Origin of the sequence: Phenylobacterium sp. (genome assembly GCF_965229015.1) — a bacterium.
GTDB lineage: Bacteria > Pseudomonadota > Alphaproteobacteria > Caulobacterales > Caulobacteraceae > Phenylobacterium.
The window spans coordinates 732,107-759,106 of record NZ_CBDDIM010000002.1 but is presented as its reverse complement, the minus strand read 5'-3'; the positions used below and the strand labels follow the sequence as shown (position 1 = coordinate 759,106).

At 68.2% G+C, this 27,000-nt stretch carries 21 protein-coding genes and 1 pseudogene; 9 read left to right on the top strand and 13 right to left on the bottom strand.

Annotated features, from left to right (window positions below; translation table 11 throughout):
• Positions 1-14 precede the first annotated feature (14 nt).
• The 3 genes from ACO06I_RS20000 to ACO06I_RS19990 form a co-directional block, all read right to left on the bottom strand.
• Positions 15-2,711: a TonB-dependent receptor plug domain-containing protein gene (locus tag ACO06I_RS20000; RefSeq protein ID WP_421934372.1), complete on the bottom strand. Its 2,697-nt coding sequence runs from the start codon at positions 2,709-2,711 to the stop codon at positions 15-17.
• A 260-nt stretch (positions 2,712-2,971) separates the two neighbouring features.
• Positions 2,972-4,888: a methyl-accepting chemotaxis protein gene (locus tag ACO06I_RS19995; RefSeq protein ID WP_421934371.1), complete on the bottom strand. Its 1,917-nt coding sequence runs from the start codon at positions 4,886-4,888 to the stop codon at positions 2,972-2,974.
• 232 nt (positions 4,889-5,120) lie between these two features.
• Positions 5,121-5,390 carry a hypothetical protein gene (locus ACO06I_RS19990; RefSeq protein WP_421934370.1) on the bottom strand — a complete coding sequence of 90 codons (270 nt, stop codon included), beginning with the start codon at positions 5,388-5,390 and terminating at the stop codon, positions 5,121-5,123.
• Between the two features lie 87 nt (positions 5,391-5,477).
• On the opposite strand from ACO06I_RS19990, the gene tauD reads away from it, so the two are divergent.
• From tauD to ACO06I_RS19975, 3 genes are all read left to right on the top strand, one after another.
• Positions 5,478-6,356, top strand: coding sequence for a taurine dioxygenase (gene tauD, locus ACO06I_RS19985; protein ID WP_421934369.1), 879 nt, complete (start codon positions 5,478-5,480; stop codon positions 6,354-6,356).
• A gap of 243 nt (positions 6,357-6,599) precedes the next feature.
• Positions 6,600-7,343 (top strand): hypothetical protein, encoded by a 744-nt coding sequence (locus ACO06I_RS19980; protein WP_421934368.1) that lies wholly within the window; start codon positions 6,600-6,602, stop codon positions 7,341-7,343.
• 105 nt (positions 7,344-7,448) lie between these two features.
• A complete protein-coding gene (locus tag ACO06I_RS19975) occupies positions 7,449-8,375 on the top strand; it encodes a DeoR family transcriptional regulator (protein ID WP_421934367.1) in 927 nt (308 codons plus the stop codon).
• A gap of 7 nt (positions 8,376-8,382) precedes the next feature.
• On the opposite strand, the gene ACO06I_RS19970 is transcribed toward ACO06I_RS19975, so the two are convergent.
• On the bottom strand, positions 8,383-9,021 hold the full coding sequence (locus ACO06I_RS19970; protein ID WP_421934366.1) for a hypothetical protein: 639 nt from the start codon (positions 9,019-9,021) through the stop codon (positions 8,383-8,385).
• 394 nt (positions 9,022-9,415) lie between these two features.
• Between ACO06I_RS19970 and ACO06I_RS19965 the strand changes: the two genes are divergently transcribed.
• A complete protein-coding gene (locus ACO06I_RS19965) occupies positions 9,416-10,702 on the top strand; it encodes an integrase arm-type DNA-binding domain-containing protein (protein ID WP_421934365.1) in 1,287 nt (428 codons plus the stop codon).
• Positions 10,703-10,991: 289 nt separating this feature from the next.
• On the opposite strand, the gene ACO06I_RS19960 is transcribed toward ACO06I_RS19965, so the two are convergent.
• On the bottom strand, positions 10,992-11,978 hold the full coding sequence (locus tag ACO06I_RS19960) for a calcium-binding protein (protein WP_421934364.1): 987 nt from the start codon (positions 11,976-11,978) through the stop codon (positions 10,992-10,994).
• Positions 11,979-12,161: 183 nt separating this feature from the next.
• On the opposite strand from ACO06I_RS19960, the gene ACO06I_RS19955 reads away from it, so the two are divergent.
• The 3 genes from ACO06I_RS19955 to ACO06I_RS19945 all read left to right on the top strand — a co-directional run bounded on the left by ACO06I_RS19955 (position 12,162) and on the right by ACO06I_RS19945 (position 17,136).
• On the top strand, positions 12,162-14,303 hold the full coding sequence (locus ACO06I_RS19955; protein ID WP_421934363.1) for a TonB-dependent receptor: 2,142 nt from the start codon (positions 12,162-12,164) through the stop codon (positions 14,301-14,303).
• Positions 14,304-14,600: 297 nt separating this feature from the next.
• Positions 14,601-14,819, top strand: a complete 219-nt coding sequence (locus tag ACO06I_RS19950) for a hypothetical protein (RefSeq protein WP_421934362.1) — start codon at positions 14,601-14,603, stop codon at positions 14,817-14,819.
• A gap of 217 nt (positions 14,820-15,036) precedes the next feature.
• The gene (locus ACO06I_RS19945; protein ID WP_421934361.1) at positions 15,037-17,136 is read left to right on the top strand and encodes a TonB-dependent receptor; all 2,100 of its coding nucleotides are present in this window, start codon (positions 15,037-15,039) and stop codon (positions 17,134-17,136) included.
• 87 nt (positions 17,137-17,223) lie between these two features.
• On the opposite strand, the gene prpB is transcribed toward ACO06I_RS19945, so the two are convergent.
• From prpB to ACO06I_RS19915, 6 genes and pseudogenes are all read right to left on the bottom strand, one after another.
• The gene (prpB, locus tag ACO06I_RS19940) at positions 17,224-18,153 is read right to left on the bottom strand and encodes a methylisocitrate lyase (RefSeq protein ID WP_421934360.1); all 930 of its coding nucleotides are present in this window, start codon (positions 18,151-18,153) and stop codon (positions 17,224-17,226) included.
• A 9-nt stretch (positions 18,154-18,162) separates the two neighbouring features.
• On the bottom strand, positions 18,163-19,320 hold the full coding sequence (gene prpC / locus ACO06I_RS19935) for a bifunctional 2-methylcitrate synthase/citrate synthase (RefSeq protein WP_421934359.1): 1,158 nt from the start codon (positions 19,318-19,320) through the stop codon (positions 18,163-18,165).
• Between the two features lie 12 nt (positions 19,321-19,332).
• Positions 19,333-20,832, bottom strand: a complete 1,500-nt coding sequence (locus ACO06I_RS19930; protein WP_421934358.1) for an MmgE/PrpD family protein — start codon at positions 20,830-20,832, stop codon at positions 19,333-19,335.
• Positions 20,833-21,264, bottom strand: coding sequence for an acyl-CoA thioesterase (locus tag ACO06I_RS19925; RefSeq protein ID WP_421934357.1), 432 nt, complete (start codon positions 21,262-21,264; stop codon positions 20,833-20,835).
• 149 nt (positions 21,265-21,413) lie between these two features.
• Positions 21,414-21,608: pseudogene (locus ACO06I_RS19920) on the bottom strand (biotin/lipoyl-containing protein); the annotation flags it as partial.
• On the bottom strand, positions 21,536-21,733 hold the full coding sequence (locus ACO06I_RS19915; protein ID WP_421935109.1) for a biotin carboxylase N-terminal domain-containing protein: 198 nt from the start codon (positions 21,731-21,733) through the stop codon (positions 21,536-21,538). The pseudogene ACO06I_RS19920 and the gene ACO06I_RS19915, both read right to left, overlap by 73 nt.
• Between ACO06I_RS19915 and ACO06I_RS19910 the strand changes: the two genes are divergently transcribed.
• Together ACO06I_RS19910 and ACO06I_RS19905 are read left to right on the top strand one after the other, a co-directional pair.
• Positions 21,663-21,839 carry a hypothetical protein gene (locus ACO06I_RS19910; RefSeq protein ID WP_421935123.1) on the top strand — a complete coding sequence of 59 codons (177 nt, stop codon included), beginning with the start codon at positions 21,663-21,665 and terminating at the stop codon, positions 21,837-21,839. The two genes, ACO06I_RS19915 and ACO06I_RS19910, sit on opposite strands and share 71 nt — an antisense overlap.
• A 63-nt stretch (positions 21,840-21,902) precedes the next feature.
• The gene (locus ACO06I_RS19905) at positions 21,903-23,303 is read left to right on the top strand and encodes a short-chain fatty acyl-CoA regulator family protein (protein WP_421934356.1); all 1,401 of its coding nucleotides are present in this window, start codon (positions 21,903-21,905) and stop codon (positions 23,301-23,303) included.
• On the opposite strand, the gene glyA is transcribed toward ACO06I_RS19905, so the two are convergent.
• Together glyA and metE are read right to left on the bottom strand one after the other, a co-directional pair.
• The gene (glyA, locus tag ACO06I_RS19900; protein ID WP_421934355.1) at positions 23,304-24,596 is read right to left on the bottom strand and encodes a serine hydroxymethyltransferase; all 1,293 of its coding nucleotides are present in this window, start codon (positions 24,594-24,596) and stop codon (positions 23,304-23,306) included.
• A gap of 70 nt (positions 24,597-24,666) precedes the next feature.
• Positions 24,667-26,994: a 5-methyltetrahydropteroyltriglutamate--homocysteine S-methyltransferase gene (metE, locus tag ACO06I_RS19895; protein ID WP_421934354.1), complete on the bottom strand. Its 2,328-nt coding sequence runs from the start codon at positions 26,992-26,994 to the stop codon at positions 24,667-24,669.
• Positions 26,995-27,000: the final 6 nt, after the last annotated feature.

Below are 27,000 nucleotides of genomic sequence, written 5' to 3'. Positions count from 1 at the left end.
CCGCCAGGAGGAACCTACCAGCTCTTGCTGATCTCGAAGGCCACCATCCGGCCGATGGGCGAGGCGGTCTGGCTGTCCCAGCTGACCGTGCCGTTGAGCACGATGGGCGGATCCTCGTCGGTGAGGTTCTGGGCCGAGAGGGTCAGGCGCACCCCGTCCAGATGGTAGGGCGCGGTCTCCGGGAAAGCGTAGGAGACCGTGGCGTCATAGGTGGTTTGGCTGGGCGCCTCGACATTGGGGGTGATGGCGGTGTTCCTGAAGCTGTCGACATAGTTGGCGAAGGCGTTGGCGCTCCAGCCTCCCAGCCGCCAGCCCAGGGCGTAGCGGACCCGCAGGTCCACCGGGTTGCCGAAGGTGTCGTTGACGTCGATCTCCGGCGCGCCGGCGGCCGTGCGCCGCTTGACGTTGAAGATCTTGGCCACGTCCACCGAGGCGCTCCACTCGCCGATCCCGGTCTCCATCCGGTAGCCGACGTTCACGTCCAGGCCGTCCTGCTTGAGGCTGCCGAGGTTCTGGCGGCGGCCGTCGATGATGGCCTTGATGTTGGTCACCGCCTCGGCCGGGTTCTGCAGGTCCGGGCTGGTCATGAAGGTGGCCACCAGGGCGTCGAAGGCCGCGTTGCCGGCCACGTCCGAGGCCGCCGGCCGCCGCAGGGCGTAGGCCCCGTAGACCGCGGCGTTGGTCAGAGCGCTGTTGGGCACCACGTCGATGCGGTTGGTGTAGTCGATCTTGTAATAGGTGGCCGAGACCCGCAGGCCGCTCAGGAACGAGGGGTTCCAGTCCAGGCCGTAGGACCAGGTCGTGGCCTCCTCCGGGCCGAGCTTGGAATTGCCGCCGTTGTAGAAGATGCCCCGGGTCGTGCCCGAGCCCGAGGTGGGGTCGGTCAGGTTCTGGATGAAGATGTTGAGGATCTGGTCGGCGCCGTCCACCAGGGACGGGGCGCGGAACGAGGTGCCGTAGGTGGCCCGCAGGCTCAGGCCCGCGAAGGGCGAATAGACCAGGCCCACCTTGGGGTTCGAGGTGCGGCCGAAGTCGGAATACTTCTCCACCCGGCCGGCCAGGGACAGGTCCAGGCGCTCGACGCCGGGCACGGCGTTCTCGCTCCCCACCAGGGGGATGAACAGTTCGCCGAACACGCCGCGCACATTGCGGCGGTTGACCACCAGCTTGGAGGTGACGCTGCCGTCGGCGGCGACATTGGTGGCGAACAGGGACTGGCGGAAGCTGTTGTTGTGATAGTCGGCGCCGAGGGCCAGGCGCACCTGACCGGCCGGCAGACTCATCAGCGGGCCGTCGGCCTTGAGCTGGAAGTCCTTGCTGATCGCCGTGCCGTACTGGTCGCGCTCGCCGTCGATCAGGTTGAGCAGGGCCAGGTTGTTACCCTGGTTGAAGGTCCCGTTCCCGAAGGGGTTGAAGGCCGTGGCCGGGTTGGACGAGCGCAGCGCCGCCCCCAGCACCACGTTGTTCAGGACGCTCTGACGCGACTGGAAGCCGCGGTCCATACTGTGGTCGAAGGACCCCTGCATCTGCCAGTCGTCGGTGACGTCGAAGACGAAGCCGACGGCGTTCTGCTGGGAGTTTTCCCAGCCGGTGGAGTTGGGATTGAGGTCGTCGACGAAGCGGTATTCCACCGTCTCGCTCGTGGGGGTCGGCGTCACACCGGCCGGGGCCACGAACCACGGATTGGTGTTGGGGACCGCCAGGCTGAACAGGGCCGGGGGCGCGGCCAGGTCGAACTTGCGGCGGGAATAGAAGCCCTCGTACCAGAGCTCCAGCCGGTCATCGACCTTGTGGTGGACGTTGAACAGGAGGGTGTCCCGCTCCTGGGCCGGCAGCAGGTCGGCGGCGGCGGCCTCGTCGTAGCGATTGGCCGTGCCGGCCACCAGGGCGGCCGGGCTGACGCCGACCCCATTGGTGTTGGGCAGGGCGTAGCGGACGCCCGAGATCACAATATTGCCGGGGGCGGCGGTGAAGGGCCGGGCGTCGGAGCCGCCACGGGCGCGGCGGTCCTGGCTGGCCCAGGGGCGATCGGCGCCCGACAGGTGGCTGCGCTCATTGTGCTCGTAGGCGAAGAAGGCGCTGCCGCCGTCCCAGGTCTTGCCGAAGGTCTGGGAATAGACCCGCTGATAGAGATCGTCGGCCGCCCCGTAGCGATAGGCGGTCTCGGCCCCGTCGAAGTTCTTGCGCGTGATCAGGTTGACCACGCCGGCCACGGCGTCGGAGCCGTAGATGGCCGAGGCGCCGTCGGCCACGACCTCGATGCGGGCCAGGGCCACGGCAGGGATCTGGTCGATGTCCGACAGGGCCTTGATCACCCCGTTGGGGGCCAGGCGGCGGCCGTTGAACAGCAGCAAGGTGGCTTCGGGCCCTATGCCCCGCAGGTTGACGGTGCGCACCGCCGTGCCGTTGGCCGCCGCGTCCTGGGCGCCGCCGGTGAAGGAGTTGCGCGCCTCGTCGGCGCCGAGGTTCAGCACCACCGGCAGCAGCTTGGTGACCTCGCTGGCCGAGGCCACGCCCGAGGCCTTGAGCTGTTCCTGGTCGACCCCGGTGACCGGCGAGCCGGTGGCCGCGATACCGCGGATCGAGGTGCCGGTGACGACGATTTCGGAGACTTCGCTGGCGTCCTGGGCCCAGGCCTGGCCAGCGAGGCCCGCCGCCAGAGCGATGACCGACGCGCCGAGACGCAGTGAAACTGGCCGCTTCATACCCATGACGCCCTCCCGTGGCGTGTTGTCCCGTCTAAGCTGCGGGCCGATGGAGCTATCGCTCAACCGTTGTTCTAACAATTAGTATGTTCGACAAACTAAATACGCGCAAGCGGCTCGCTGAACCCGAGCTTCACCATGGGCCGACCGTGGCGCCGGCGCCGCAGTCTCGCCCCGACGCCGCAAGAAAAAGCCCTCCCCCTGGGGAGGGGGAGGGCCTTACTGACGAACCGCGAAGGAGGAGGTTGCGGGTCGAATCCCGAGGGTCAGAATTCCTCCCAGGAGTCTTCGGCCGGACGCGCCTTGGCCTGGGCGGTGGCGCGCATCTGCGGACGCGGGGCGTGGGCGGCGGCGGGCGGCGCGCGGCGAGCCGACTGCGGCGCGGCGGCCGCGCCGCCGGTCTTGAAGCGGGCCACCAGGCGGTTCAGTTCCTGGGCTTCCTGGGCCAGGCTGTGGCTGGCGGCGGTGGACTGCTCCACCATGGCCGCGTTCTGCTGGGTCACCTGGTCCATCTGGTTGACCGCGGCGTTGACCTGGTTGAGGCCGGTGGCCTGCTCCTGGGACGAGGCGGCGATCTCCGACACCAGGCCCGAGATCTCGCTGACCTTGTCGACGATGCCCGACAGGGCCTGGCCGGTCTCGCCCACCAGGCGCACGCCGCTCTCCACCTGGCGGGTGGAGGCCGCGATGAGGGTCTTGATCTCCTTGGCGGCCTCGGCCGAGCGCTGGGCGAGCGCGCGGACCTCGGAGGCGACCACCGCGAAGCCGCGGCCCGCGTCGCCGGCCCGAGCCGCCTCGACCCCGGCGTTGAGGGCCAAGAGGTTGGTCTGGAAGGCGATCTCGTCGATCACCCCGATGATCTGGCTGATCTGGGTGGAGGACGAGGCGATCTCGCCCATGGCGGCCACGGCCTCGCTCACCACCGCGCCGGAGCGCTCGGCGTCGCCGCGGGCGGCGTTGACCACCGCATTGGCCTGCTCGGCGCCGGCGGCGGACTTCTTCACCGTCACGGTGATCTCGTCGAGGGCCGCGGCGGTCTCCTCCAGGGAGGCGGCCTGCTGTTCGGTGCGGCGCGACAGGTCGTCGGCGGCGCCGGAGATCTCGCCCGCGCCGTTCTGCATGCTGGACGCATTGGCCGCGATCACCAGCATGGCCTCCTCCAGCCCGCTCATGGCGCGGTTGAAGTCGTCGCGCAGCTTCACATAGGCTGCGGGGAAATCGTCGGGCAGGCGGTGCAGCAGGTCGCCGTCGGACAGGCGCGACAGCCCCTCGCCCACGGCCGACACCACATGAGCCTGCTCGGCGGCCAGCGCGGTGCGTTCGGCCTCGGCGCGCTGGCGCTCCTGGGCGGTCTCGGCCTCCAGCCGGACCTTCTCGGCCTCGGCGGTGGTCAGCGCCAGGCCGTTCTCCTTGAAGACCTGGACGGCGCGGGCCATGGCCCCGATCTCGTCGCGGCGCTCCTTGCCGGCCACGTGGGTGGAGAGATCGCCGCCGGCCAGCCGCTCCATGGCGTCGGTCATGCCGGCGATAGGGCCGGCGATCTCCTTGCGGGAGATATAGAGCGACAGGGCGCCGATCAGCAGGCCGCCCAGGGCGCCGGCGCCCACCAGCCACCAGAGCACGGCCTGGCGGTCGGCGGCGGCGTCGATCGCCGACTGGTCGATGTCCTTCTGCTGTTGCTTGGTGAGCAGGGTGACGGCGGCGTCGGCCTTGTCGAACACCGGGCTCATCTTGTCCTGCAGGGTGGTCTCGCAGTCGAACAGCAGGTGGATCATCCGCTGGTCGCGCAGTTCCTTGTCGAGGGCGACATAGGCGTCGAGGCTCTGCAAAAGGGTGTTGTAGGGGGCGACGTGCTCGCCATCGATGAGCGGCTTCATCTCGGTCAGGGCGGCCCGGACCTCGGCCACCCGGGCGTCGAACTCCTTGTTCAGCCCCTCCAGCGCCGCGTCGTCGGTCTCCACCACGCTCTCGTAGGCGATCTGGTGCATGCGGGTGAAGGCGCTGTCGGCGCGGGCGGCCAGGGAATTGCCCTTCACCGGATCATGGACCAGGCGGGAGGTGGCCGCCGCCATCTCGTTGGCCTTGATCACCGCAAAGGCGGTCATGGCCGCGGTGAGGGACAGCAGCATCGCCACGATCAGCAGAATCTTGCCGGGGATGCGGAGGTTTGAAATGAAGCTCATCAAATATGTCCTTGGACCGAGCGCGCGCTCGGGATCGCAATCCTGGGTAAAGTGACAGGGTTAAGGTGAGGTGGACGCGCCGACGCCACAGGACCTGAAGTCCGCATATTCGCCTCCGCGGGCGCACGCTGACCGGACGCCATCCCGCAACGTGCGTCACCCGACTTAACAGCTCGCTTATCGCGAGCCGGGGCGCGCAAGACAGATTGCCGCAGACAAGTATATCCGGGCGCTAGCCGTCCAGCTTGGCGGGCTTCAGGTTCATCAGGCCGCGGCGCTCCAGCTCGCCGATCAGCTGATCGACCTGGCTGCGCAGCTCCAGCATGCCCTCGGGGCTGAGGATCAGGTAGCCCGACTTGATGATCTCGGTCTCGCCGGTGGTGTTGGCCACGCTGGCCGCCAAGGCCACCCGGAAGACCCCCGACTGGAAGCCCAGGCCCGCGACCTTGTCGGCGAAGATCATCGGCAGGTCGAACTCGGGAAGGCCGGGGGGGCTGGACATGGTGGCAAACTCGCATGATTCCCCGGCCCCGACCCCTGGCAAGCCGGGGCGAGGCGCGCTTAGATGCCGGCGCAAGGGAGATCAAGGATGGCCAAGTTCCAGGTGACGCCGCTCACCCCCACCATCGGCGCGGTGGTCGAGGGAATCGACCTGTCGCAACGGCTCGACGACGAAGAGCTGGCGGAGGTCCGCGCCGCCCTGCTGGCCCATCAGGTGATCTTCTTCGAGGACCAGCACATCACGCCGGTTCAGCATCGCGACTTCGCCGCGAGATTTGGCGCGCTCCACACCCACCCGCTCTATCCGGGCGTGCCGGAGGCGCCGGAACTGTTCATCCTGGACAACCACAAGGACAACCCCACCGACAACGACAGCTGGCATACCGACGTCACCTTCATCGAGACCCCGCCCATGGCCTCGATCCTCTACGCCAAGCACCTGCCCCCCAGCGGCGGGGACACCATCTGGTCGAACATGAAGGCGGCCTATGAGGCCCTGTCGCCCACCTTCCGCGAATTCCTGTCGGGCCTGGACGCGGTGCACGACTTCGCCCGCGGCTTCCCGCAGCAGGGCATCGTCGCGGCCGGCGCCGGCGCCGAGAAGCACGCCAAGGCGCTGGCCGCCAATCCCCCGGTCCTGCACCCGGTGGTGCGCACCCATCCGGAGACCGGCGAGGACGGCCTGTTCATCAACTACGGCTTCACCGACCGCATCAAGGGCCTGCGCCGCAAGGAGAGCGACGCCATCCTGGGCATGCTGTTCGAGCACATCCAGAAGCCGGAGTTCCTGGTCCGCTGGCGCTGGAAGGACAACGCCATCGCCTTCTGGGACAACCGGGTGACCCAGCACTACGCCGTCAACGACTACCTGCCCCATCGCCGGATCATGAACCGCGCCACCGTCCTGGGCGACCGGCCCTATCATCGCTCGCGCATGCCGGCCGGCATGAAGGCGGTCGCCGCGTGAGCGAGACGCCCGTCACCTACATGCCGACATCGGTCTTCTCGCCGTCCTGACCCGGCTGGGTGGCCGACGCCGGCCGGACGGCGGCGGCCCTGACGCCGGTGGGGGTGGAGCGGTTCCGCCGCATGTGCGCGCGCCCCCCCGCCTGAGGCGCGGCGGCGTCATAGAACCGCCGAAGTCCCGGGCGACCTAAGAGGCGGGTCGGGGGATTTGCAGCGCGCCGCTCGCGGCGGCGGGGGAGGTCTCATGTCCCAGGACGAAAACCCGTTTGGAACGCCCCGCGGCGCCTGGGGCCGCCAACCCCCCACCACCTTCGGCCTCAGCCGGACGATCACGCCCCGGCCGCAGCGCCCCGCCCGGCCCAACCTGATCCGCGCCCCGGCGCCCCGCGCGGAGGCGCCGGCCCCGCGCAACATCCTCAGCGGCGGCATCCTCAGCGGCGGAATGGCCCCCACCCCCGCCGCGCCGCCCGCGCCGGTCGCGGCGCAGGCTGCCCCGCCGCCGGTCGAGGCCCCGGCGCCCGACAGGACCCTGGTGAGCGACTCGGTCCTGGCCCGCACCAGCCAGGCCTCCGGCGCCCAGGCCGGGGGGTCGCGGGTTCCGCTGATCGCCGGCGGCGGCGTCCTGATCGCCGCGGCCGCCGTGATCGCCGCCATGCTGCTGACGCCCAAGGCGCCGCAAGCCGTGCCCGCGGCGCCGGCGACCGTCGCGACCGCCCCCACGCCGGCGGAGACCGCGCCGCCGCCCCCGCCGGTCCTGCAAGCTCCGCCCGCCAAGCCGGCCCTCGCCAGGCCCCGGGCGGCCTCCCCTCCGCCGGCGCGCGCGCCGAACCGGACGGAGGCGGCCGCGAGCCCGGCTCCCATCGCGCCCGCGCCCCTGGCCGTACCTCAGGTGACCACCGCCGCCCCCGCGCCGCCCCCCGCCCCCGCCGTCGCGCCCCCGACCGATCCGGAGGTCCCGATGACCACCCGCCTGCCAGGCCCCGGCTAGAGCGCGGCGGCGCGGCGCCGGCGGCGACTTTGTAAAACATCGTACCCGGCCTTGCGGCGGCCCCGCTTACGGGCTGTTCTGGTCCAGCTTTGGGGGAAGCTGGCCATGATTCATCGGTCCGATTCGGCCACCAACCAGCGCTACCGGCTGATCCTGCGCTGCGTGCTGGAGTTCCTGCTGGAAGAGTGCCGCAGTCTGATCCTGAGCCACGAGGGCAGCATCACCCGCGCGGCCGTCCACCTGGCCGTCGCCCAGGCCTCGCACCGCCGACCGGCCGGCCCGGCCGGCGCGATCAGCGTTCGCGCCGTCGCCCAATCCCTGGACCTCCCCTATGAGACCACCCGCCGCCAGGTGGGCGCCCTGGAGGCCGCGGGCCTGCTGGCGCGGGCCGGCGAGTCCGGGGTGCGGCTCTCGGACGAACCGATCTGGCCCCGCGTCGGGCGCGCCCGGGGACGCCTGGCCGCCCTGCGCGCCCTGGTGGCCGACCTCAAGGGCCTGAACTTCGCGTTCGACCCTGGCCCGCTCGGCCCCCCGATGGACGACGACGCCCTGGCCGCCCCGCTCTCCGACCTGCTGGACGACTTCATCCTGCGGGTTCTGGAGGCCGGGGTCGAACCCTACGGCTCGATGCTGGACGCGGTGATCTTCTCGGCCCTGGTGGTGGCCAATGCCGAGGCCATCACCTACGACCCCGAGCTGGCGGCGACCTATGCCTGGTCCGACAGCCCGCCCCCCGACGCGCTTCGCCGGCCGGCCACGGTCACCGAGCTGGCCGAGCGGCTGGGCATGCCCCACGAGACGGTGCGCCGCCGCCTCGCCCGCCACCAGGTGCTGGGCTGGGCCGACCGGGTGCGCGGCGGCTACCTGTCGGCCATGAGCCGCCAGCAGGCGCCCGAGGTCATGCAGGGCAGCCAGATCATCGTGCAGCGCTTCCTGCAGCTGATCCGCGCGGCCCGGCAGATCGGCCTGGACGTCGAGGCCATCGCCCCCAAGGTCCGCCGCCCGGCGGCGCGCGCCTCGATCCCCGCCTAGCCGCGCCCTACGGCGCGCTCACAAGCCGCAGGGTTTCCGGGTCGAAGATCTGAATCTCGCTGCCCATGTCGGCATAGACGACGGTCTGCGGATGACCGGACATCACGGTGAAAAAGCGGTCGCCGGTGATGGAGACCCCCAGCGGGCCGCAGGGCGGCTCCATGGGCGCGTCGCTGGCCTGGCTCTTGTCCCAGGCCGCCTTGTCCGCGCCGGTGGGTTCGAACACGAAGCGGTCCTTGCCCTTGGCGTCATGGCCCGGGGCCGGGGCGAAGGCGCAGGCGGCGGTGTAGGGCCCCGGCGAGGCGGCGCGCACGGCCGGCAGGATGGCCGCCAGCGGCGCATCGGCCGCCTTGTCGAAGGTGCGGACCACCATCCGGCTCTCGCCGGTGGCGTCGACCAGCCGGAAACCGGGCAGGCCGTCGTCGGCCTCGACATGGACCCCGCCGTGGTCGGGGCCACAGGCGAAGGCCTGCATCGTCAACCGCGCGCCCTTGACCTCCCGCCAGTCGCAGCCGGCGAACTCCGGCGCGTCGCGCAGGGCCGAGACCGGCGCGGCGGGCGCCGCCGGGAGCTTGGCGGCGGGCGCTTGCGCGCCGCAGCCGCCGAGCAGGACGAGCGCGCAGAGGCCCGGGCTGATGATCCGCATGATGTTCTCCCCCGCCCACCATCGGAGCGACGGTCAGGCGTCATAGGTTTCTGGTGGGGCGACAAGTTTGGCAAGTTCCCCAAACCCCGCATCGTCTCCCGGCGGCGAGCGGCGGCGAGCGCCGGATCGAGGCCGGGCCCGGCGTCTCGCAAAGGAGTGGGAAGAATTTGGCGCGCCCGGAACGATTCGAACGTCCGACCCTCAGATTCGTAGAATATAGATGGCCATATCCGAGGTTACGCTAGAGTACTATTGCTGGCAGTTTGCAGTAACATATGCCATTGTTCCCTAAGGACATTTTCGTAGTCTGGCGTATGTTGGCGAGACGGAACCGAGAAGACCCTCGGAAACGACCTCCCCCGACTAGCCCCGACTAAAATTGCTGGCAAGTCTCATGAAGTCCCAACAACCTCCACTGACCGACAAGGCGATCATTCGACTGCCGTATGCAACATCGGGTCAATATAAGGTCCGCGACGCCGAGCTTGGTGGGTTCTTCGTTCAGGTCGGCAAGCGTTCCAAGACCTACATGGTCGAGGGCGAATTCTGGCGCCACGGCGTCCGCGAGATACGCGCCCAGGTCAAGCTCGGCGATTTCGGCGACATCTCCACCCGGGAGGCCCGCGGCAAGGCCAAGGAAGCCCTGGCGTCGATCGCGCGCGGCGAGCGGCCTGGCGATGCCGCTAAGCCAAAACCCGGGGAGATCACGCTCCGGGCCGCCTGGGAGCGCTACAGGGACGCCCATCTTATCCGAAAGGGTCGTGACGAGGGCACGATCCGCAACTACCGCGACCACATCGAGCGGCTGTTGGCGGATTGGCTCGATCATCCGTTGAGCCGCCTCGGGCGCCGACCGGCCATCGTCGCCGAGCGACATGAGAAGATCTCCGCGGACAATGGCCGCTATGCCGCCAACGGCGCGATGCGCAGCTTGCGCGCGGTCTACAACCACGCCTTGAAGAGCAATCCTGACCTGCCGCCGATCAATCCCGTGAAGGCTGTCGACTGGAACCCCGAAGTACGCCGCGACACCGGGATGGGCGATCGCGAAACCGGGCGCTGGCTGCATGAGTTGCACGCCCTCGACAACGCCATCCGGCGCGAGTTCCATCTGCTGACCCTGCTGACCGGATCACGGCCGACGGCGCTCAAGCACATCCGGATCGAGCACATCGACCTGCGCCAGCGCATCGTCCATATCCCCAAACCCAAGGGCGGTGTTCGTAAGGCGTTCGGCATCCCGCTCTCGCGCCCGATGATCCGCTGCATGATCCGGGCGATGCGACTTGGCCGGACGTTCTATCCCGAGCAGGCGGAGTTCTGGCTGTTCCCAGCCGACAGCGTCAGCGGCCACCTGATCGAGCACAAGGAAGATCGCGACGTGCTGTCGAAGTGGGGCAACGATCTTCGCCAGAGCTACCGCACCCTGGCCCAGGTCGCCGGCGTCTCCGAGCTTGATGTCCACCTACTGATGAACCACTCGCTCCCCGGCGTGAACGCCGGCTACATCACCCGCGACCGGCTCCTTAGCGGCCACCTGCGCAAGCAGCAGGAGCGGATCTCGCAGGTCGTCATGGACAGCCTCGGGAAGGCGCCGGATGGCAAGGTCGCGCAGTGGCTTCGGGGCGGGCGCGTCGAACCGCAAACCGTCGTGCCAGCGGAGCTTTCATTGGCGGCGTGAACTGGACACGGCCGACATCTCTCGCCCTCGGCTGGATTAGGTGGTCGGACCACGAGGTCCTGCTGCCCAACAGCGGTGCTTCCTCGCGATTTCACGTCCAACCAACGCACGCGCGCCGGCGCCGATGATGGTCCCGGGAGCGAGGTCGCCATAGCGATCGAGCTCCCAGGACCATCATCGGCGCTCGCCGCTCCACCAAGAATCAAGCCTGCGGTGCGGTTTCAAGTCCGCGCCCCGCATGGAAACTAACCCGTAGACATGCCCGCAGTGGGAGCGGATCACCTCGGCTCTACGACGCGAAAATCCATCCAGGGGTCAGCGCGCCCAACGTCGTTCCCACCAGGATCATCTGCCCACCGCCACCCATGCTGATCACCGTGTCGGGACCCACCTGGGCGACGGAATAGGTCGTGCCAAAGTCGAGCATGACGCGATCGCCTTCCGAGAGGTTGAAGTCCAAAACCCGATCGACGCCGGCTTCACCGAAAGTGTGGAAAATGTCGGCCCCCGAGCCGCCCGTCACGGTGTCAGCGCCGCGGTCGCCGGAGAGCCAGTCCCAGCCCGCGCCGCCCACGACCTCGTCGTCGCCCTGACCGCCGCGGACCCAGTCGTCGCCGTCGCCGCCGGAGACGTAGTCGTCGCCCAGGCTGCCCAGCACGATGTCCCAGCCAGCCTCGCCGTAGAGTTCGTCGTGGTCCTTGCCCCCCACGACCCAGTCGTCGCCCCAGCCGCCATAGATCAGGTCGGAGCCGGTGTTGCCGTGGAGGTCGTCATGGCCGTCGCCGCCTTCGATCAGGTCGTCGCCGCCCTCGCCGCGCAGGTAGTCGTCGCCGGCCCCGCCGTAGATGTCGTCATCGCCGCCGCCGCCCCAGATGTCGTCCCACCCGCCCATGCCGACGAGCCGGTCGTCCCACTGGTTCCCGAGGATCTCGTCGTCGCCGCGAAACACATAGGCGAGCTCGCCCACGGCGTCGCCGGCGTCCACATAGTCCAGCCAGGTGGCCACCGAGATGTCGGCGTCGCTGAGCGAGAAGACGGGAAGGCCTTCGACGTAGTGGTCCTGGTCGGTCACGATCCCGCCGACCAGCTCGTCGAAGGCGTTATAGGTGAACCCGAAGCCGAATAAGTCCTCCTCGGCGTAGTCGCCGGACTCGTTGTCGTAGGCGATGGAATGCTCGTAGGAGCGCGCCTCCAACACATCGAGCAGCCGGCCCGCGGGGAACAGGCCCCGCGTCATGTCGAAACCCGAATAAGAATTGATCGTCAGAACGGCCATCGGCGCCGGACCCCTTGAGATGACCATCCCTCGTGAGGCCAAGGAGCGCGCCGGGCGGCTGAACCCGGCATGAATGGCGTCGGCGGGCGGCGACCTGAATTGAGATTAATTCTCATTGCCAAATTGAAACGTGACACTTAAGAGCGCGTCTCATTTGCAGTCGTACCTGTTGAGAGGCCTTTCGTGAACATCCGCCGCAACGCCACATTCGTCGCCCTCGCGCCCCTCATGCTGGCGCTGGCTGCCCAGGCGGCGCATGCGGACGACGCGGCCGGGTCCGCAGAGGTCAGCGGTTTGACGGTGATCGCCCCCCGGGACGACACCTATCGAGCCAAGAGCACCGCGACCGCCACCAAGACCGATACGCCGCTGCGGGACGTCCCGCAGGCCGTCACGATCGTCACCGACGAGCTGATCCGCGACCAGGCCATGCAGACCATGGCCGACGTGGTCCGCTATGTGCCCGGCGTCACCATGGGCCAAGGCGAAGGCCATCGCGACGCGCCGACAATCCGCGGCAACGCGACGACGGCGGACTTCTTCGTCGACGGCGTGCGCGACGACGTCCAGTACTTCCGCGACCTCTACAACGTCGAGCGGGTGGAGGTGCTGAAGGGCCCCAACGCCATGATCTTCGGCCGTGGCGGCGGCGGCGGGTTGATCAACCGCGTGACCAAGAAGGCCGACTGGTCCGACGAGCGCTCCGCCACCGTCGAACTCGGGTCCTGGGACCACCGCCGCTTCACCGTCGACCTCGCTCAACCGCTCAACGACGCCTTCGCCGGGCGGGTCGTCGGCCTCTATGAACGCTCGGAGAGCTTCCGCGACTTCGTCAACGTCGAGCGCTGGGGCGTGAACCCCTCGATCGGCTGGCGCAACGACGCGGGCCTGACCGTATCCCTGTCCTATGAGCACTTCGAGGACGACCGCACGACCGACCGTGGCGCCCCCTCGTTCGCCGGCCGACCGTCGCCAGCGCCGCGCGGCGCGTTCTTCGGCGATCCCGAGCGCAGCTACGCGCGGACGAACGTCGACCTCGTGAACCTGGGCGTCGAGTATCAGGTCTCCGACAGCCTGACGGTGCGCAACCGCACGGTCTACGGCGACTACGACAAGTACTACGCCAACATCTTCCCGGGCGGGGCGGCGGTGGCCGGGCCCACGGGCGCGCCGGCGACCTATCCGCTGCAGGCCTATCAGAACGTCAGCCCGCGCGAGAACCTGTTCAACCAGACCGACATCGTCTGGAAGACCGACCTCGGCGGCATGCGGCACACATTCCTCGCCGGCACCGAGTTCGGCCGGCAGAAGACCTCAAACCTGCGGCGCACCGGCCACTTCAACACCGTCACCGGCCCCACGACCCTGGCCGGCAATCCGTTCGCCGACCCGACCCGGCGCGGCCTGCCGATCTTCTTCACCACCACGGGCAATGACGCCAACAACCGGGTCAAGGCCACGGTCGCTGCCGTCTACCTACAGGACCAGATCGACCTGACGCCCCAGCTGCAGCTGATCGCCGGCCTGCGCTTCGACAGCTTCGACGTCGACTTCGTCGACCGCCGCGCCTCGACCACCGGCCGCCGCGACTTCTCGCGGCAGGACGACCTCTGGTCGCCGCGCCTGGGCGTCGTGTTCAAGCCGGTGGAGCCGGTGTCGCTCTACGCCAGCTACAGCGTCTCGTACCTGCCGAGCTCGGGCGACCAGTTCTCCTCGCTCAGCGCCACCGGCGAGACCCTCGAGCCCGAGGAGTTCGAGAACCTCGAGGCGGGCCTGAAGTGGGAGATCACGCCCGATCTGCTGCTGACCGCCGCGCTCTATCGCCTCGACCGCGAGAACACGACCGCGCCCGACCCGGCGCGCCCGGGCCAGGTCGTGCTCACCGGCTCCCAGCGCACTGAGGGCTTCGAGGCGGGCCTCACCGGTCGCGTCACCGAGCGCTGGGAGGTGGTCGGTGGCTATGCCTGGCAGGACGCCGAGATCACCAGCACCACCTCGGCCGCGCCGGCGGGCCGCCAGGTCCCGCTCGTGCCCGAGCACACGTTCTCGCTCTGGAACAAGTACGAGCTCAACGACCGGTTCGGCGCGGGCCTGGGCGTCATCCACCAGACGAAGATGTTCGCCTCCATCTCCAACACCGTGACCCTGCCCGGGTTCACGCGGATCGACGCGGCAGTATTCGTGCGCTTGACCGACCAGCTGCGGGCGCAGGTCAACGTCGAGAACCTGTTCGACAAGCGCTACTTCCCCACCAGCCACGGCGACAACAACATCATGCCCGGCGCCCCGCGCGCGGTGCGGGTGTCGCTGAACGCCAGCTTCTGAGGGCTGTCTCAACGGAAGTGCAGTGTGTCGCTCCGGTGACCACCAGCGTCCGCGGAGGGGACCGCGATCGTTCGGGGACTGGAACGAGGCTGCGGTGGCGTGGAAGGGGGCGGAGAAGGAGACAGGGCGCGATTGGGCGGGCGCGGCGGGCGAGCGCCCGCTCCAGGAAGGCGGCGGTGTCCTCCTTGCGCTCGCCGGGCAGGATCTCGGCGTAGGTGAGGCGTCATCGACGCAGACGTGCAGGAAGTCCCAGCCGGCCTTGCGCGAGCGGCCCTTGCGGCGGTCGCCGGTGATCCGGTGGCCTTCGATGTCGAAGCGGCCGAGCTTCTTGATGTCCAGGTGGATCATCTCGCCGGGCGCGAAGCGCTCGTAGCGGATCACCACAGGCTTCGGATCGAGGTTCGCCAGCTTGCCCAGGCCAAGCCGGCGCAGCACCGCGCCCACCGTCGAGCAGGCCATGCCCAGCGCCTTCGCGATCTTGGGACCGCTCATCCGCTGCCGCCGCCCCCAGGTTGACGGTCGCGCTGATCAAGCCCGCGCCGATCGGCGCCGCCTGTCGTGCGGTGGAGACGGTCAACTTCATTCCCGCGCCGGAGAGACATGGCCCGATGGCCAGGGTCTGAACGGTTGGGCCGGTCGCGGGCGCCACGCGGCCCATGTCGGGGGTTTCAGCGTTGACACAAGTATTGCGAATGATTATTAGACGCATTCTTATTTTCAAGAAGGTCCGCCTGTGTCGTTTTCGTCCAACCGCCTGCTGCTGTCTCTCCTGGCCACATCCTTGCTGGCTCCCTTGCCGGCGCGGGCTGACGACGCGCCGACCACCGTCTCGGAGTTGACGCTGGTTGGGCGCAAGAACGACTACAAGCCGACCGTGGCGACCACGGCGACCAAGGTCGATGCGCCGCTGCGCGACATTCCCCAGACCATCGACGTGGTGGCGCTGCAGGTCATGCAGGACCAGCGGGCGCTGTCGCTGCAGGACGTGCTGAAGAACGTGCCCGGCGTCGGCTTCTCGCACGGCGACGGCCAGCGCGACCAGGTCTCGATACGCGGCTTCACGGCCATCGCCGACCAGTTCATCGACGGCGTGCGCGATGATGCGCTCTACTTCCGCGACCTGTCGAACATCGAGCGGGTCGAGGTGATCAAGGGCCCGGCCTCGGTGCTCTACGGCCGCGGGTCCTCGGGCGGGCTGATCAACCGCGTCACCCGCAAGCCGGGCTTCGACCTGGCCGCCGCCGCGGTCAGCTTCGGGGCCTGGAGCGACGGGCGCATCGAGTTCGACCTCGGCAAGGTACTGCCGCAGTACAGCGCGGCGGTGCGGGTGACCGGCGCGGTCGAACGGGCCGACGGCTATCGCGATCCCCAGTTCCTTGAGCGCGAGGCGGTGGCCCCCGCCGTCAGCCTGGCGCTCGGCGAGAACACCACCCTGCTGCTCCAGGCCGACTATCTGCGCGACGAGCGCGTCACCGACTTCGGCGTCCCGGCCTACCGCGGCCGGCCGGTGGCGGTAGACGCCAGGACCTATTACGGCGCGGCCAACGCCCGCGACGTCGACACCAGCGAGAGCAAGGTCGCGTCCGGCACGGCGACCCTGACGCACCGCTTCGGCGAAACCCTGAAGTTCCGCAACGCCTTCCGCTACTACGACTACAGCTTGTCGCGCTTCAACACCCTGCCCGGCTCGGTCAACGAGGCGGCCCAGACCGTCAGCCTCAACCGCTCGAACGTGGAGCGCGACGAGCACGGCTGGTTCAATCAGGCCGAACTGAGCCAGGACCTGACTCTGGGCGCCACCGGCCACCAGATCCTCTACGGGATCGAGGTCGGCCGCCAGGTGAAGGACGCCCTGACCTTTTCGCGTAGCGGCGTGGCGACCGTCTCGCTGTTCAACCCGGTCCTGCCGTTCCTACCGAGGACCGTGCCCGGCGCGCCGACCGCCGACAACCGCACGACGTTCGATACGCTCGGGGTCTATGTCCAGGATCTGGTGTCGCTGGGCGAGTACTGGAAGGCCCTGGTCGGGGTTCGCTACGACCGCTTCGAGCAGGAGACCGACCAGCACCTGCCCGGCCTGGCCGACCTGGCGCGCACCGACAAGAACTGGAGCCCGCGCCTGGGCCTGGTCTGGCAGCCGACCAAGAACCAGTCCTACTACGCGTCCTGGAGCCGCTCGTTCCAGCCGTCCGGCGAGACGTTCGCCCTGGCCGCCAGCAACGCCGACATCGCCCCGGAGGAAACCACCAACACCGAGGTCGGCGGCAAGTTCGACTTCCTGGACGGCCAGGCCAGCGCCACGGTCTCGGTCTTCCGGCTGGAGCGCACCAACATCAAGGCCACCGACCCGGCGACGCTGAAGATCATCCCGATCGGCGTGCAGCGTACTGACGGGATCGAGCTGACCGGCCACCTCGATCTCGCCGACGGCTGGCGCGCGCTCGCCGGCTACGCCTATCTCGACGCCAAGGTGACCGACTCCATCGCCGTCGACGCCGGACGGCCGATCAAGGGCAAGCGCGCCACCATCACGCCCGAGCACAGCGCCAACATCTGGCTGACCAAGGGCGTCGAGGGCCGTTACGGCTTCGGGGTCGGCGCCAACTATGTCGGCGACCGCTTCGCCAATCCCGGCAATACTGTCACCCTGCCGGCCTATGTCACGGTCGACGCCATGGTCTGGAAGCGCTTCGGCCCGCTGGTCGCCCAGCTCAATGTCGGCAACCTGCTGGACGAGGGCTACATTGTCTCCGGCCACGGCACGAGCCCGAACCTCAACCTCCCCGGCGCGCCCCGCTCGGCCATGGTGACGCTCCGCTACGCCTTGCCGTAGCCGCCGAAGAGGCCATGTCGTCCCTGGGCTGCAACACCTTTAAGGAAAGCGTGATCGAGGCCGGCCTCCGCATCAGCAGCCATCCGCTCAGCTTGGCTCGCGCTGAAGCATCACATCAGGAACGACGGTCTGAACGATAGAGGCGTCCAACGCCTCGTAGTCATGAAGCCCGATCAGTTCGTAGAGCTCGGATCGCGTCTGCATCCGGTCGACCATGTTATGCGCGCCGCCATCGCGCGCGATCGAGGCGTAGAGGTCCGCCTGCGCCTTGTTGGCGACGCGGAGCGACGAGACCGGCCAGATCACCATGCGGTAGCCCATGTCCTGGAACTCCGAGGCGGTGAAGAACGGCGTCTTGCCGAACTCGGTCATGTTCGCGAGCAGTTTCACTCCCGGCATCCGCTGGGCGAAGGCCGTGAACATCTCACGGGTGTTGAGCGCCTCGGGGAAGATCGCGTCGGCGCCCGCCTCGACGTAGAGCTGGGCCCGGGCCACCGCGCCGTCCAGCCCCTCGCTTGCCGCGGCGTCCGTGCGGGCGATGATGACGATGTCGCGGCTGGCCTTCTTGGCCGCCGTCACCTTGGCCGCCATGTCCCGAGCGTCGGCCAGCTTCTTGTCGTTCAGGTGACCGCACTTCTTGGGAAGCAATTGGTCCTCTAGATGTACGGCGCCCGCACCTGCGTCCTCGAAGGTGCGGACCATGTGCATGACGTTGAGAGCTTCGCCATAGCCGGTGTCGCCATCCACCAGGACCGGCAGGCCGGAGGACCTGACTATCTGGCGGACGAAGAAGGCCACCTCGTCCACCGTGATGACACCCAGGTCGGGCAGGCCCATCGAGGCGGTCATGGCCGCGCCCGACAGATAGAGACCCTGGAAGCCAGCGGCCCGCGCCTGCAGGGCGGCCATGCCGTTGTGGGCGCCGGGAAGCTGCAGGATTTCAGGCTGGGCCAGCAGCGCGCGGAACCGGCGGCCGGCGCTCTCGCGGGGAAGATCGTTGGCGACGAGGTAGGGCATGGGGACTCCTCAGGCCGGCAGGGTTTCGCTGCGCGCCGCCAGCGGCACGAAGGCGAGGTTGTCCGGGCCGACATAGTTGGCGGACGGACGGATAATCTTGTTGTCCTGGCGCTGTTCGATCACGTGGGCCGCCCAGCCGGAGGTCCGCGCGATCACGAACAGCGGTGTGAACATCGCGGTGGGTACGCCCATCAGGTGGTAGGAGACGGCGCTGAACCAGTCGAGGTTGGGGAACATCTGCTTGGCTTCGCCCATCACCTGCTCGATGCGCTCGGCGACGGCGAACTGGCGCTGCGACCCGCTCTCGTCGGCCAGAGACTTGGCGACCCGCTTGATCACCACGTTGCGCGGGTCGGACACCGTATAGACCGGATGGCCGAAGCCGATGATGACCTCCTTGGCCTCCACTCGCCGCCGGATGTCGGCCTCGGCCTCGGCCGCCGTCGCGTAGCGTTTCTGGATCTCGAAGGCGACTTCGTTGGCGCCGCCGTGCTTTGGGCCGCGCAGGGCGCCGATGGCGCCGGCGATGGCCGAATAGATGTCGGAGCCGGTGCCGGCGATGACCCTCGCCGCGAAGGTCGAGGCGTTGAACTCGTGCTCGGCGTAGAGGATCAGCGACGTATGCATCGACCGGACGAAGCTGTCCGACGGCGGCTTCCCATGCAGCAGGTGCAGGAAGTGGCCGCCGATGCTGTCATCGTCGGTCTCCACCTCGATCCGCCGGCCATGATGGGCGAAGTGGAACCAGTAGAGGAGCATCGACCCCAGGGACGCCATCAGCCGATCGGCGATGTCGCGCGCATCCGGCAGATTGTGGTCGTGGGTCTCCGGAAGGGCGCAGCCCAGCGCCGAGACCCCCGAACGCATCACGTCCATCGGATGGGCGGCCGCCGGCACCGTCTCCAGCGCCTCCTTCACAGATTGAGGAAGGCCGCGGAGGTTCCTGAGCTTGGCCTTGTAGGCCGCGAGCTGCGGTGCGGTCGGCAGGTCGCCATGCACCAGCAGATGGGCGATCTCCTCGAACTCGCTAGTCTCGGCGAGGTCCAGGATGTCGTAACCGCGATAGTGCAGGTCGTTGCCTGTGCGGCCCACGGTGCAGAGCGCCGTGTTGCCCGCGGTGACGCCGGACAGCGCCACGGATTTCTTCGGCTTGAATTCGCCCGCCATGATCGCCTCCGCTCAAAAAATGCCGGCCGGGGCGTCAGGCCCCAGCTTGTCGGATGAGACTGTGAAGTTGAGTTGCGCGACCTCGGCGCCGCTGAGGCTGGGAAGCTTCTCGACCAGGGCCAGGAAGCGGTCCTGCTCCGCCCGTTCGACGATGCCGTCGGCCAGGGTGCGGAACTTCTCGACGTAGTTCGGCCGCGCAAATGGGCGCGCGCCGGCCGGGTGCGCATCGGCGACGCCAAGTTCGTCAACGATGGTCCGGCCGTCCTTCAGCTTCACGACGACCTGGCCGCCGAACGCCTTGTCGGCGCCGGGCGCGTGGTAGCGCGCCGTCCAGGCGGGATCTTCCTCGGTGGTGATCTTGCGCCACAGCTCAACCGTGTCGGGGCGGCGGGCACGCTCCGGCGCATAGCTTTTCTCGTGGTGCCAGCCGCCGTCCTGCAGGGCGACGGCGAAGATGTACATGATCGAGTGGTCCAGGGTTTCACGGCTGGCGTTCGGGTCCATCTTCTGCGGATCGTTGGCGCCCGTGCCGATCACGTAATGGGTGTGATGGCTGGTTTTGATCAGGACGCTCTCGACCTGAGAGAGGTCGCCGATCTTGGGGCCCATACGCTTGGCCAGGTCGATCAGCGCCTGGCTCTGGTACTCGGCCGAATACTCCTTGGTGTAGGTGTCGAGGATCGCGCGCTTCGGCTCCCCGGGGCCCGGTAGCGGGACCTGGTAGACATGACCAGGGCCGGATAGCAGCCAGGCGATGAAGCCGTCCTCGCCTTCATAGGCGGGCGATGGCGCGCCTTCGCCCCGCATGGCGCGGTCCACGGCCTCGATGGCCATCTTGCCGGCGAAGGCAGGCGCATAGGCCTTCCAGGTGGAGATTTCGCCTTTGCGCGACTGGCGCGTCGTCGTCGTCGTGTGCAGCGCCTGCTGGATCGCCTGATAGGTGATCGCGGTGGACAAACCCAGCAGCGCGCCGATGCCGCCGGCGGCGCTGGGACCCAGGTGCGCGATATGGTCGATCTTGTGCTCGTGCAGGCAGATGCCCTTCACGAGATCGACCTGGAGTTCGTAACCGGCGGCCAGACCGCGCACCAGGGCGGCGCCATCGAGGCCCTTGGCCTGGGCCACCGCCAGGATCGGCGGGATATTGTCGCCGGGATGGCTGTATTCCGCAGCCAAGAACGTGTCGTGGAAGTCCAGTTCGCGCACGGCGACGCCGTTTGCCCAAGCGGCCCACTCCGGGCTCACCTTGACGTCTCCGGCGAGACCGAAAACCGGCGCGCCGCGCCCCGAGCGATGACCCAGCGCCTGGGCGCGCGCCGAGCGGATGGGACCGCGCGCGATAGACGCCGCTGCCACCGAGGCGTTGTCGATGATCCGGTTGCCGATCATCTCGGCCACCTCGGGATCGACCGCGACCGGATCGGTCGCGACAGCCGCCAGCTTCCAGGCCAGTTGGTCCTCCCGCGCCAGCGGCTCAGCGGACTTGTAGGTGCGGACGTCGTGCAGCGACATTCAGGCTTCCTTTGGGACAGAGTTTTCGGGAATAGGGATCGGCAGACCGGCTTGATCGACGGCGACCATTTCGAAGCGGCCGTGCATGGCCAGTCGTCGCTCTCCGCTGACCAGGGTCTCGGCCGTGACGCCGACTTCGACCGTCATGGAACTGCGACCGACCCGCGAGACATACGCGGCGATCTCGACCAGCTGACCGACAGCCACCGGGTGGTGAAACTCCACCTTGTCGGAGGTCGCCATCACCACAGCGCAACGGGCCCGGCGACTGGCGGCGACAAAGGCGGCCTTGCCCATCAGGCTGAGCGCCGTTCCTCCGAAAAGCGTGCCGTAGTGATTGGCCTGTTCGGGAAAGACCATCTCCACGAAGCGCGTTTCAGCCGGTTCGAAGTTACTGGGCAGCACGGCGCTGGGATCTCGGTGCGGGATCATGCACGCACTATCCGCAACGCCTCCGCCCGGCGGAATGACTGAAAAAGCGGAGAAATGCGGACGCCGATCTGCAAATCAGCGAAGATTGCGAAGCAATCGAAGGTCGTCGGAGAGCGAGCTTGGTTCTACTGAGCGGGGCGCATCATGGATCAGGTCAGGATGACCAGCAGATCCCTGGCCTCGACGCTGTCGCGCGCACTGACCAGCAGATCGGCGACGACGCTATCTCGCGGCGCGTTCAGTGTCGTCTCCATCTTCATGGCCTCAAGCGTCAGCAGAGGCTGGCCCGCAGACACCTTCTGTCCCTTCCGCGCCACGATCGAGGAGATGGCACCCGCCATCGGCGCTCCAACCTGAAGCGATGGAGCGAAAGCCGATCCTCTTCGGCATTGATGGCGATGGTCCGCACCGCCAGTTCGGCCGCGGCCCGGAACACCCGGATCGCGATCTCCGACCGCTTGGCGACCATCAATCGGCGGATGGGCTTCCGTCGGTTCGTCTGCCCCACCTGCCACTTGTCGATCATCGACATTCTTTGCAATATCCGCAGCTTCCCCATCTGCGGGAACGACTGAATAAGCGAAAATTTGCGGACAAATGTCGTCAAATTAGCAAATATTGCGAAGATCGGACACTGTATGCGCAAGGCGTTCATGGGCGTACGGCTGCGCCGACTGCGAGAGGAGAAGAACCTCAAACAGGTCGAGCTGGCGAACGCGCTCGGCATTTCGTCCAGCTATCTCAACCAGCTGGAACAGAACCAGCGGCCTTTAACGGTCCCAGTGCTGCTGAAGATCAACGCCGTTTTCGGCGTCGACGTGCAGCTGTTCTCCGAGGATGAGGAGGCCCGCCTCATCACCGACCTGCGCGAAGCCCTGTCGGACGGGGCGCAGGCCGAGTCCGTGGCGACAGCGGAAATCCGCGAGCTGGCGTCCAACATGCCTGTCGTCGGACGGGCCCTGGTGTCCCTCTATCGCCGCTATCGCGAGGCGGCCGAGCGCGGCGAAGCCATGGCCGCCCAGCTCGGGGACGACTGGATCGCCGCCGGGCCAGCGCGCATGCCCTTCGAGCAGGTGCGTGATTATTTCTACGCGCGCCACAACCACATCGAAGTGCTGGACGAAGCGGCCGAGCGGCTCTACGCGGCGGCCGGCCTCGCACCGCGGTCGGTCCACGCGGGACTCGCCGCCTGGCTGGCGGAGAAACACGGCGTCCGCGTGGTTCTGGACGAGGGTGACGGCGCGCAGCGGCAATTCGACACCGTCAACCGCACGCTCCACATCTCGGCCGACCTGAAGCAAGGGCAGCAGGCGTTCCAGATGGCGACGCAACTGGCGTTCCTGGAGCTCGGGGAGCTCATCGAACAGCTGGCCGATGATCCGGCCCTGGCGGGCGAGGAAGCCCGCAAGCTGGCTCGTGTCGGCCTGGCGAACTACTTCGCCGGCGCGCTGATCCTGCCCTATGGCCCGTTCCTGGCCGCCGCCGAAGCCGAGGCCTACGATATCGAGAAGCTGGGGCGGCGCTTCGGGGTCGGCTTCGAGACCATCTGCCACCGCCTCTCGACGCTGCAGCGGACCGGCGCGCGGGGCGTGCCCTTCTTCTTCGTTCGCGTGGACCGCGCCGGGAACATTTCCAAACGTCAGTCCGCCACCGACTTCCATTTCTCCCGCGTTGGCGGTTCCTGCCCGCTGTGGAACGTCTACGAAGCTTTCAACCGGCCGGGCGCGGTCCTGACCCAGCTCGCTCAGATGCCGGATGGCCGGACCTACCTCTGGATCGCCCGGACTGTCGGCCGCCCCAGTCCCGGCTTCGGACTGCCCGGCAAGACCTTCGCCGTGGGATTGGGCTGCGACATCCGCCATGCGTCGCGCCTAGTGTATGGCAAAGGGCTCGACAAGACCGACCTGACGACGGCGATCGGCGTCGGCTGCAAGGTCTGCGAACGCCCCGCCTGTCCGCAACGTGCGTTCCCGGCTGTGGGACGCGCCATCGCCGTGGACGTGAACCGAAGCGCCCGCACCCCTTATCCCGTCGCCTGACTACTCCGCGGCGAGCCGCTGGCTGGTGGATGCGTAGATTGGGAACTGCGCCGTCAATGTCCCCACTTGGGCGCGCACACGCTCTTCAACAACGGCGTTGTCGCCGGCATGGACGACCAGTCCGTCCAGCACGTCGGCGATGAAGTCTCCGATCTTTTGGAACTCCGCCTCCTTGAAGCCCCGCGTCGTTCCGGCCGGCGTCCCCAGGCGCACGCCGCTGGTCTGGGCGGGCGGCAGGGGATCGAAGGGGATTCCGTTCTTGTTGCAGGTCAGCCAGGCGCGCTCCAGGCTGGTCTCGGCCGCGCGGCCGGTGAGGCCCTTGGAACGTAGGTCCAGCAGCACGAGGTGGGTGTCGGTGCCGCCCGTCACCAGATCGAAGCCCCGCCCGGTCAGAGCCGTGCCCAGCGCGCGGGCGTTGGCGACGACCTGGACGGCGTAGTCCCTGAAATCCGGTTGCAATGCTTCGCCGAACGCCACCGCCTTGGCGGCGATCACATGCATCAGCGGACCGCCTTGCAGGCCGGGGAAGACGGCCGAGTTGATCTTCTTGGCGAGGGCTTCGTCGTTGGTGAGGATCAGCCCGCCGCGCGGGCCGCGCAGGGTCTTGTGCGTCGTGGTCGTAACGATATGCGCGTGAGGCAAGGGGCTGGGATGGGCGCCGCCCGCCACCAGGCCCGCGAAGTGCGCCATGTCCACCATCAGCCAAGCGCCCACGCTGTCGGCGATGGCGCGGAAGCGGGCGAAGTCGATCTGCCGGGGGATGGCCGAGCCGCCGGCGATGATCAACTTAGGACGGTGCTCCGCCGCCAGTCGCTCCACCGCCTCATAGTCGATCAGGCCATCCTCGCGGCGCACGCCATACTGGACCGGGTTGAACCACTTGCCCGACAGGGTCGGCTTGGCGCCATGGGTTAAGTGGCCGCCCGCGTCGAGCGACATCCCGAGGATGGTGTCGCCGGGCTTGAGCAGCGCCATCAGGACGGCGCCGTTGGCCTGCGCCCCGGAGTGAGGCTGGACGTTGGCGAAGCCGCAGCCGAACAGGGTCTTCGCCCGGTCGATCGCGGCGGCCTCCACCACGTCGGCGTACTCGCAGCCGCCGTAGTAGCGCCGGCCCGGATAGCCTTCAGCATATTTGTTGGTGAGGATCGAGCCTTGCGCCGCCAGCACCGCGGGCGAGACGATATTCTCGCTGGCGATCAGTTCGATCTGACCGTCCTGCCGCGCCGCCTCAGCCTCCAGGGCCTGAGCGATGACGGGGTCGGCGGCGAGGCTGCGCGAGAAGAACATGGACATGACGGTTCCTGGATTTGGAAGGGGGACAGCATCCGCCGCAGCCCTCGAGCGGGCCTGCGGCGAGCCTTGATCACGCGCCGACGGCGCGGGCCTGCTTGGCAGCCTCGACCATGTTGATCAGCGCAGCACGGGTCTCCGGCCACTTGCGGGTTTTTAATCCGCAGTCGGGATTGACCCAGAGCTGGTCGGCCGGGAGGCGGCCGCGGGCCGCCTTCAGCAGCTCGGCCATCTCATCGACGGCCGGCACCCGCGGCGAGTGGATGTCGTAGACGCCAGGGCCGATCTCGGCCGGGTAGGCGTAGTCGGCGAAGGCGTCCAGCAGCTCCATCTTGGAGCGGGCCGTCTCGATTGAGATGACGTCGGCGTCCATGTCGCCGATGGCGGCGATGATGTCGTTGAACTCCGAATAGCACATATGGGTATGGATCTGGGTGTGGTCCGCCACGCCGGATGCCGTCAGGCGGAAGCACTCCACCGCCCACCGCAGATAGTTGTCCCAATCGCCGCGGCGCAGGGGCAACCCCTCCCGCAGCGCCGCCTCGTCGATCTGGACGATGCCGGCGCCGGCCGCTTCCAGGCCGACCACCTCATCGCGGATGGCCAGCGCGATCTGGCGGCAGGCCAGTTCTCGCGAGACATCGTCGCGCACGAACGACCAGTTGAGGATGGTCACCGGCCCCGTCAGCATGCCCTTCATCGGCCGATCCGTCAGGCTCTGGGCGTAGCGCCACCACTCGACCGTCATAGGCTTCGGCCGAGAGACGTCGCCGTAGAGGATGGGAGGACGCACACAGCGCGAGCCGTAGGACTGAACCCAGCCGTGCTTGGTGAAGGTGAAGCCGGCCAGTTGTTCGCCGAAATACTGCACCATGTCGTTCCGCTCGAACTCTCCGTGGACCAGCACGTCGAGGCCGACCTCCTCCTGCCAGGCCACCGTGCGGGCGGTCTCTTCCCGCAGAAAGGTCTCATAGTCGGCGTCGTTGAGATCGCCCTTGCCGTGGGCGGCGCGGGCCTTGCGAACCTCGTCGGTCTGGGGGAACGAACCGATGGTCGTGGTCGGGAACGCCGGCAGATTAAGGCGCTCGATCTGGACCTTACGCCGAGCGGCGAAGGCCGACGCGCGCTTGGTCATCGCGGCGTCGACCTGCACCAGCCGCGCGGAAACAGCGGCGTCGTGGATCTTTGGAGACGTGCGCCGGGCCTGGGCCGCCGCCGCGCTGGCGGCCAGCGTCTCGGCGACACTGGCCCAGCCGTTATTCAAGGCGCCGGCGAGAACGACCAGTTCCTCGATCTTCTGGATGGCGAAGGCGAGCCAGGTCCGCACGTCGGCGTCCAGCCCCTTCTCCTGATCGAGGTCGATGGGCGTGTGCAGCAGCGAGCAGGAGGGCGCCAGGACAATCTCCCGGCCGCCTTTCAACAGGGGGCTCAGGCGGTTGAGGATCTTCTCAAGGTCGGCGCGCCAGACATTGCGGCCGTCGATCACACCGAGGGACAGGGCCATCGTCGCCGGCGCGCCGGCCATGACGTCTTCGAGCTGATCGGGCGCACGGATCAGGTCCACGTGCAGCCCGGCCACCGGTAGGGTGAGCGCCGTCTCTAGGTTCTCGCCCAGCCCACCAAAATATGTGGCGAGCATCAGCTTGATCCCCGGGGCCGTCCGCGACAGCAGCCAGTAGGCTCGCGCGAGGGCGGCGCGGTCGGCCTCATCCAGGTCGAGGACCAGGCAGGGTTCGTCGATCTGCACCCAGGTCGCGCCGGCCAGCTCCAGCTGGTTCAGCACCTTGGCGTAGACCGGAATGAGGTCGTCCAGCAGGGTCAGGGGATTGAAGGTCTCGTCCTTGCTCTTGGCGAGCTTCAGGAAGGTGACCGGCCCCAGCAGAACGGGTCGGGTATGGACGCCCTGCGCCCTGGCCTCCTTGAACTCGTCGAGCGCCTTAGTCGAAGACAAGGCGAAGGTCTGGCCCGGCGACACCTCTGGGACCAGGTAGTGGTAGTTGGTGTCGAACCACTTGGTCATCTCCGCCGCCGGCACATCGACGGTGTGTTGGTGATGGCCAGGGCCGCAGTCGGCGTGCTCCGCCTCGCCTTGGGCGCCGCGCGCCATGGCAAAATAGCTGTCGAGCGCCACCGGCCCGCCGGTCCAGCCGTAGATGTTGGGCACGGCGCCCACCATCGCGCTGGTGTCGAGCACATGGTCGTAGAACGAAAAATCGTTGCTCGGGATGTGATCGACGCCGAGGTCGCGCTGGCGCGCCCAGGTCTTGGCGCGAAGATCCGCGGCGATGGCTAGCAGCGTCTCCGCGTCGCTCTTGCCGGACCAGAACCGTTCAAGGGCGGTCTTCAACTCACGCCGCGGGCCGATGCGGGGGAAACCAAGGGAAGCGACGGTGACGGTCATGATGCC

Bases quoted from the DNA above. Each gene is read 5' to 3' on its own strand.
- prpC (WP_421934359.1), bottom strand. From the start codon at position 19,320: ATGGCGGGCGAATTCAAGCCGAAGAAATCCGTGGCGCTGTCCGGCGTC.
- prpB (WP_421934360.1), bottom strand. From the start codon at position 18,153: ATGCCCTACCTCGTCGCCAACGATCTTCCCCGCGAGAGCGCCGGCCGC.
- ACO06I_RS19980 (WP_421934368.1), top strand. From the start codon at position 6,600: ATGTCCCAGGACGAAAACCCGTTTGGAACGCCCCGCGGCGCCTGGGGC.
- glyA (WP_421934355.1), bottom strand. From the start codon at position 24,596: ATGTCCATGTTCTTCTCGCGCAGCCTCGCCGCCGACCCCGTCATCGCT.
- ACO06I_RS19970 (WP_421934366.1), bottom strand. From the start codon at position 9,021: ATGCGGATCATCAGCCCGGGCCTCTGCGCGCTCGTCCTGCTCGGCGGC.
- ACO06I_RS19925 (WP_421934357.1), bottom strand. From the start codon at position 21,264: ATGATCCCGCACCGAGATCCCAGCGCCGTGCTGCCCAGTAACTTCGAA.
- metE (WP_421934354.1), bottom strand. From the start codon at position 26,994: ATGACCGTCACCGTCGCTTCCCTTGGTTTCCCCCGCATCGGCCCGCGG.
- ACO06I_RS19960 (WP_421934364.1), bottom strand. From the start codon at position 11,978: ATGGCCGTTCTGACGATCAATTCTTATTCGGGTTTCGACATGACGCGG.
- ACO06I_RS19905 (WP_421934356.1), top strand. From the start codon at position 21,903: ATGCGCAAGGCGTTCATGGGCGTACGGCTGCGCCGACTGCGAGAGGAG.
- ACO06I_RS19910 (WP_421935123.1), top strand. From the start codon at position 21,663: ATGGTCCGCACCGCCAGTTCGGCCGCGGCCCGGAACACCCGGATCGCG.
- ACO06I_RS19965 (WP_421934365.1), top strand. From the start codon at position 9,416: ATGAAGTCCCAACAACCTCCACTGACCGACAAGGCGATCATTCGACTG.
- ACO06I_RS20000 (WP_421934372.1), bottom strand. From the start codon at position 2,711: ATGGGTATGAAGCGGCCAGTTTCACTGCGTCTCGGCGCGTCGGTCATC.
- tauD (WP_421934369.1), top strand. From the start codon at position 5,478: ATGGCCAAGTTCCAGGTGACGCCGCTCACCCCCACCATCGGCGCGGTG.
- ACO06I_RS19915 (WP_421935109.1), bottom strand. From the start codon at position 21,733: ATGGTCGCCAAGCGGTCGGAGATCGCGATCCGGGTGTTCCGGGCCGCG.
- ACO06I_RS19975 (WP_421934367.1), top strand. From the start codon at position 7,449: ATGATTCATCGGTCCGATTCGGCCACCAACCAGCGCTACCGGCTGATC.
- ACO06I_RS19990 (WP_421934370.1), bottom strand. From the start codon at position 5,390: ATGTCCAGCCCCCCCGGCCTTCCCGAGTTCGACCTGCCGATGATCTTC.
- ACO06I_RS19995 (WP_421934371.1), bottom strand. From the start codon at position 4,888: ATGAGCTTCATTTCAAACCTCCGCATCCCCGGCAAGATTCTGCTGATC.
- ACO06I_RS19930 (WP_421934358.1), bottom strand. From the start codon at position 20,832: ATGTCGCTGCACGACGTCCGCACCTACAAGTCCGCTGAGCCGCTGGCG.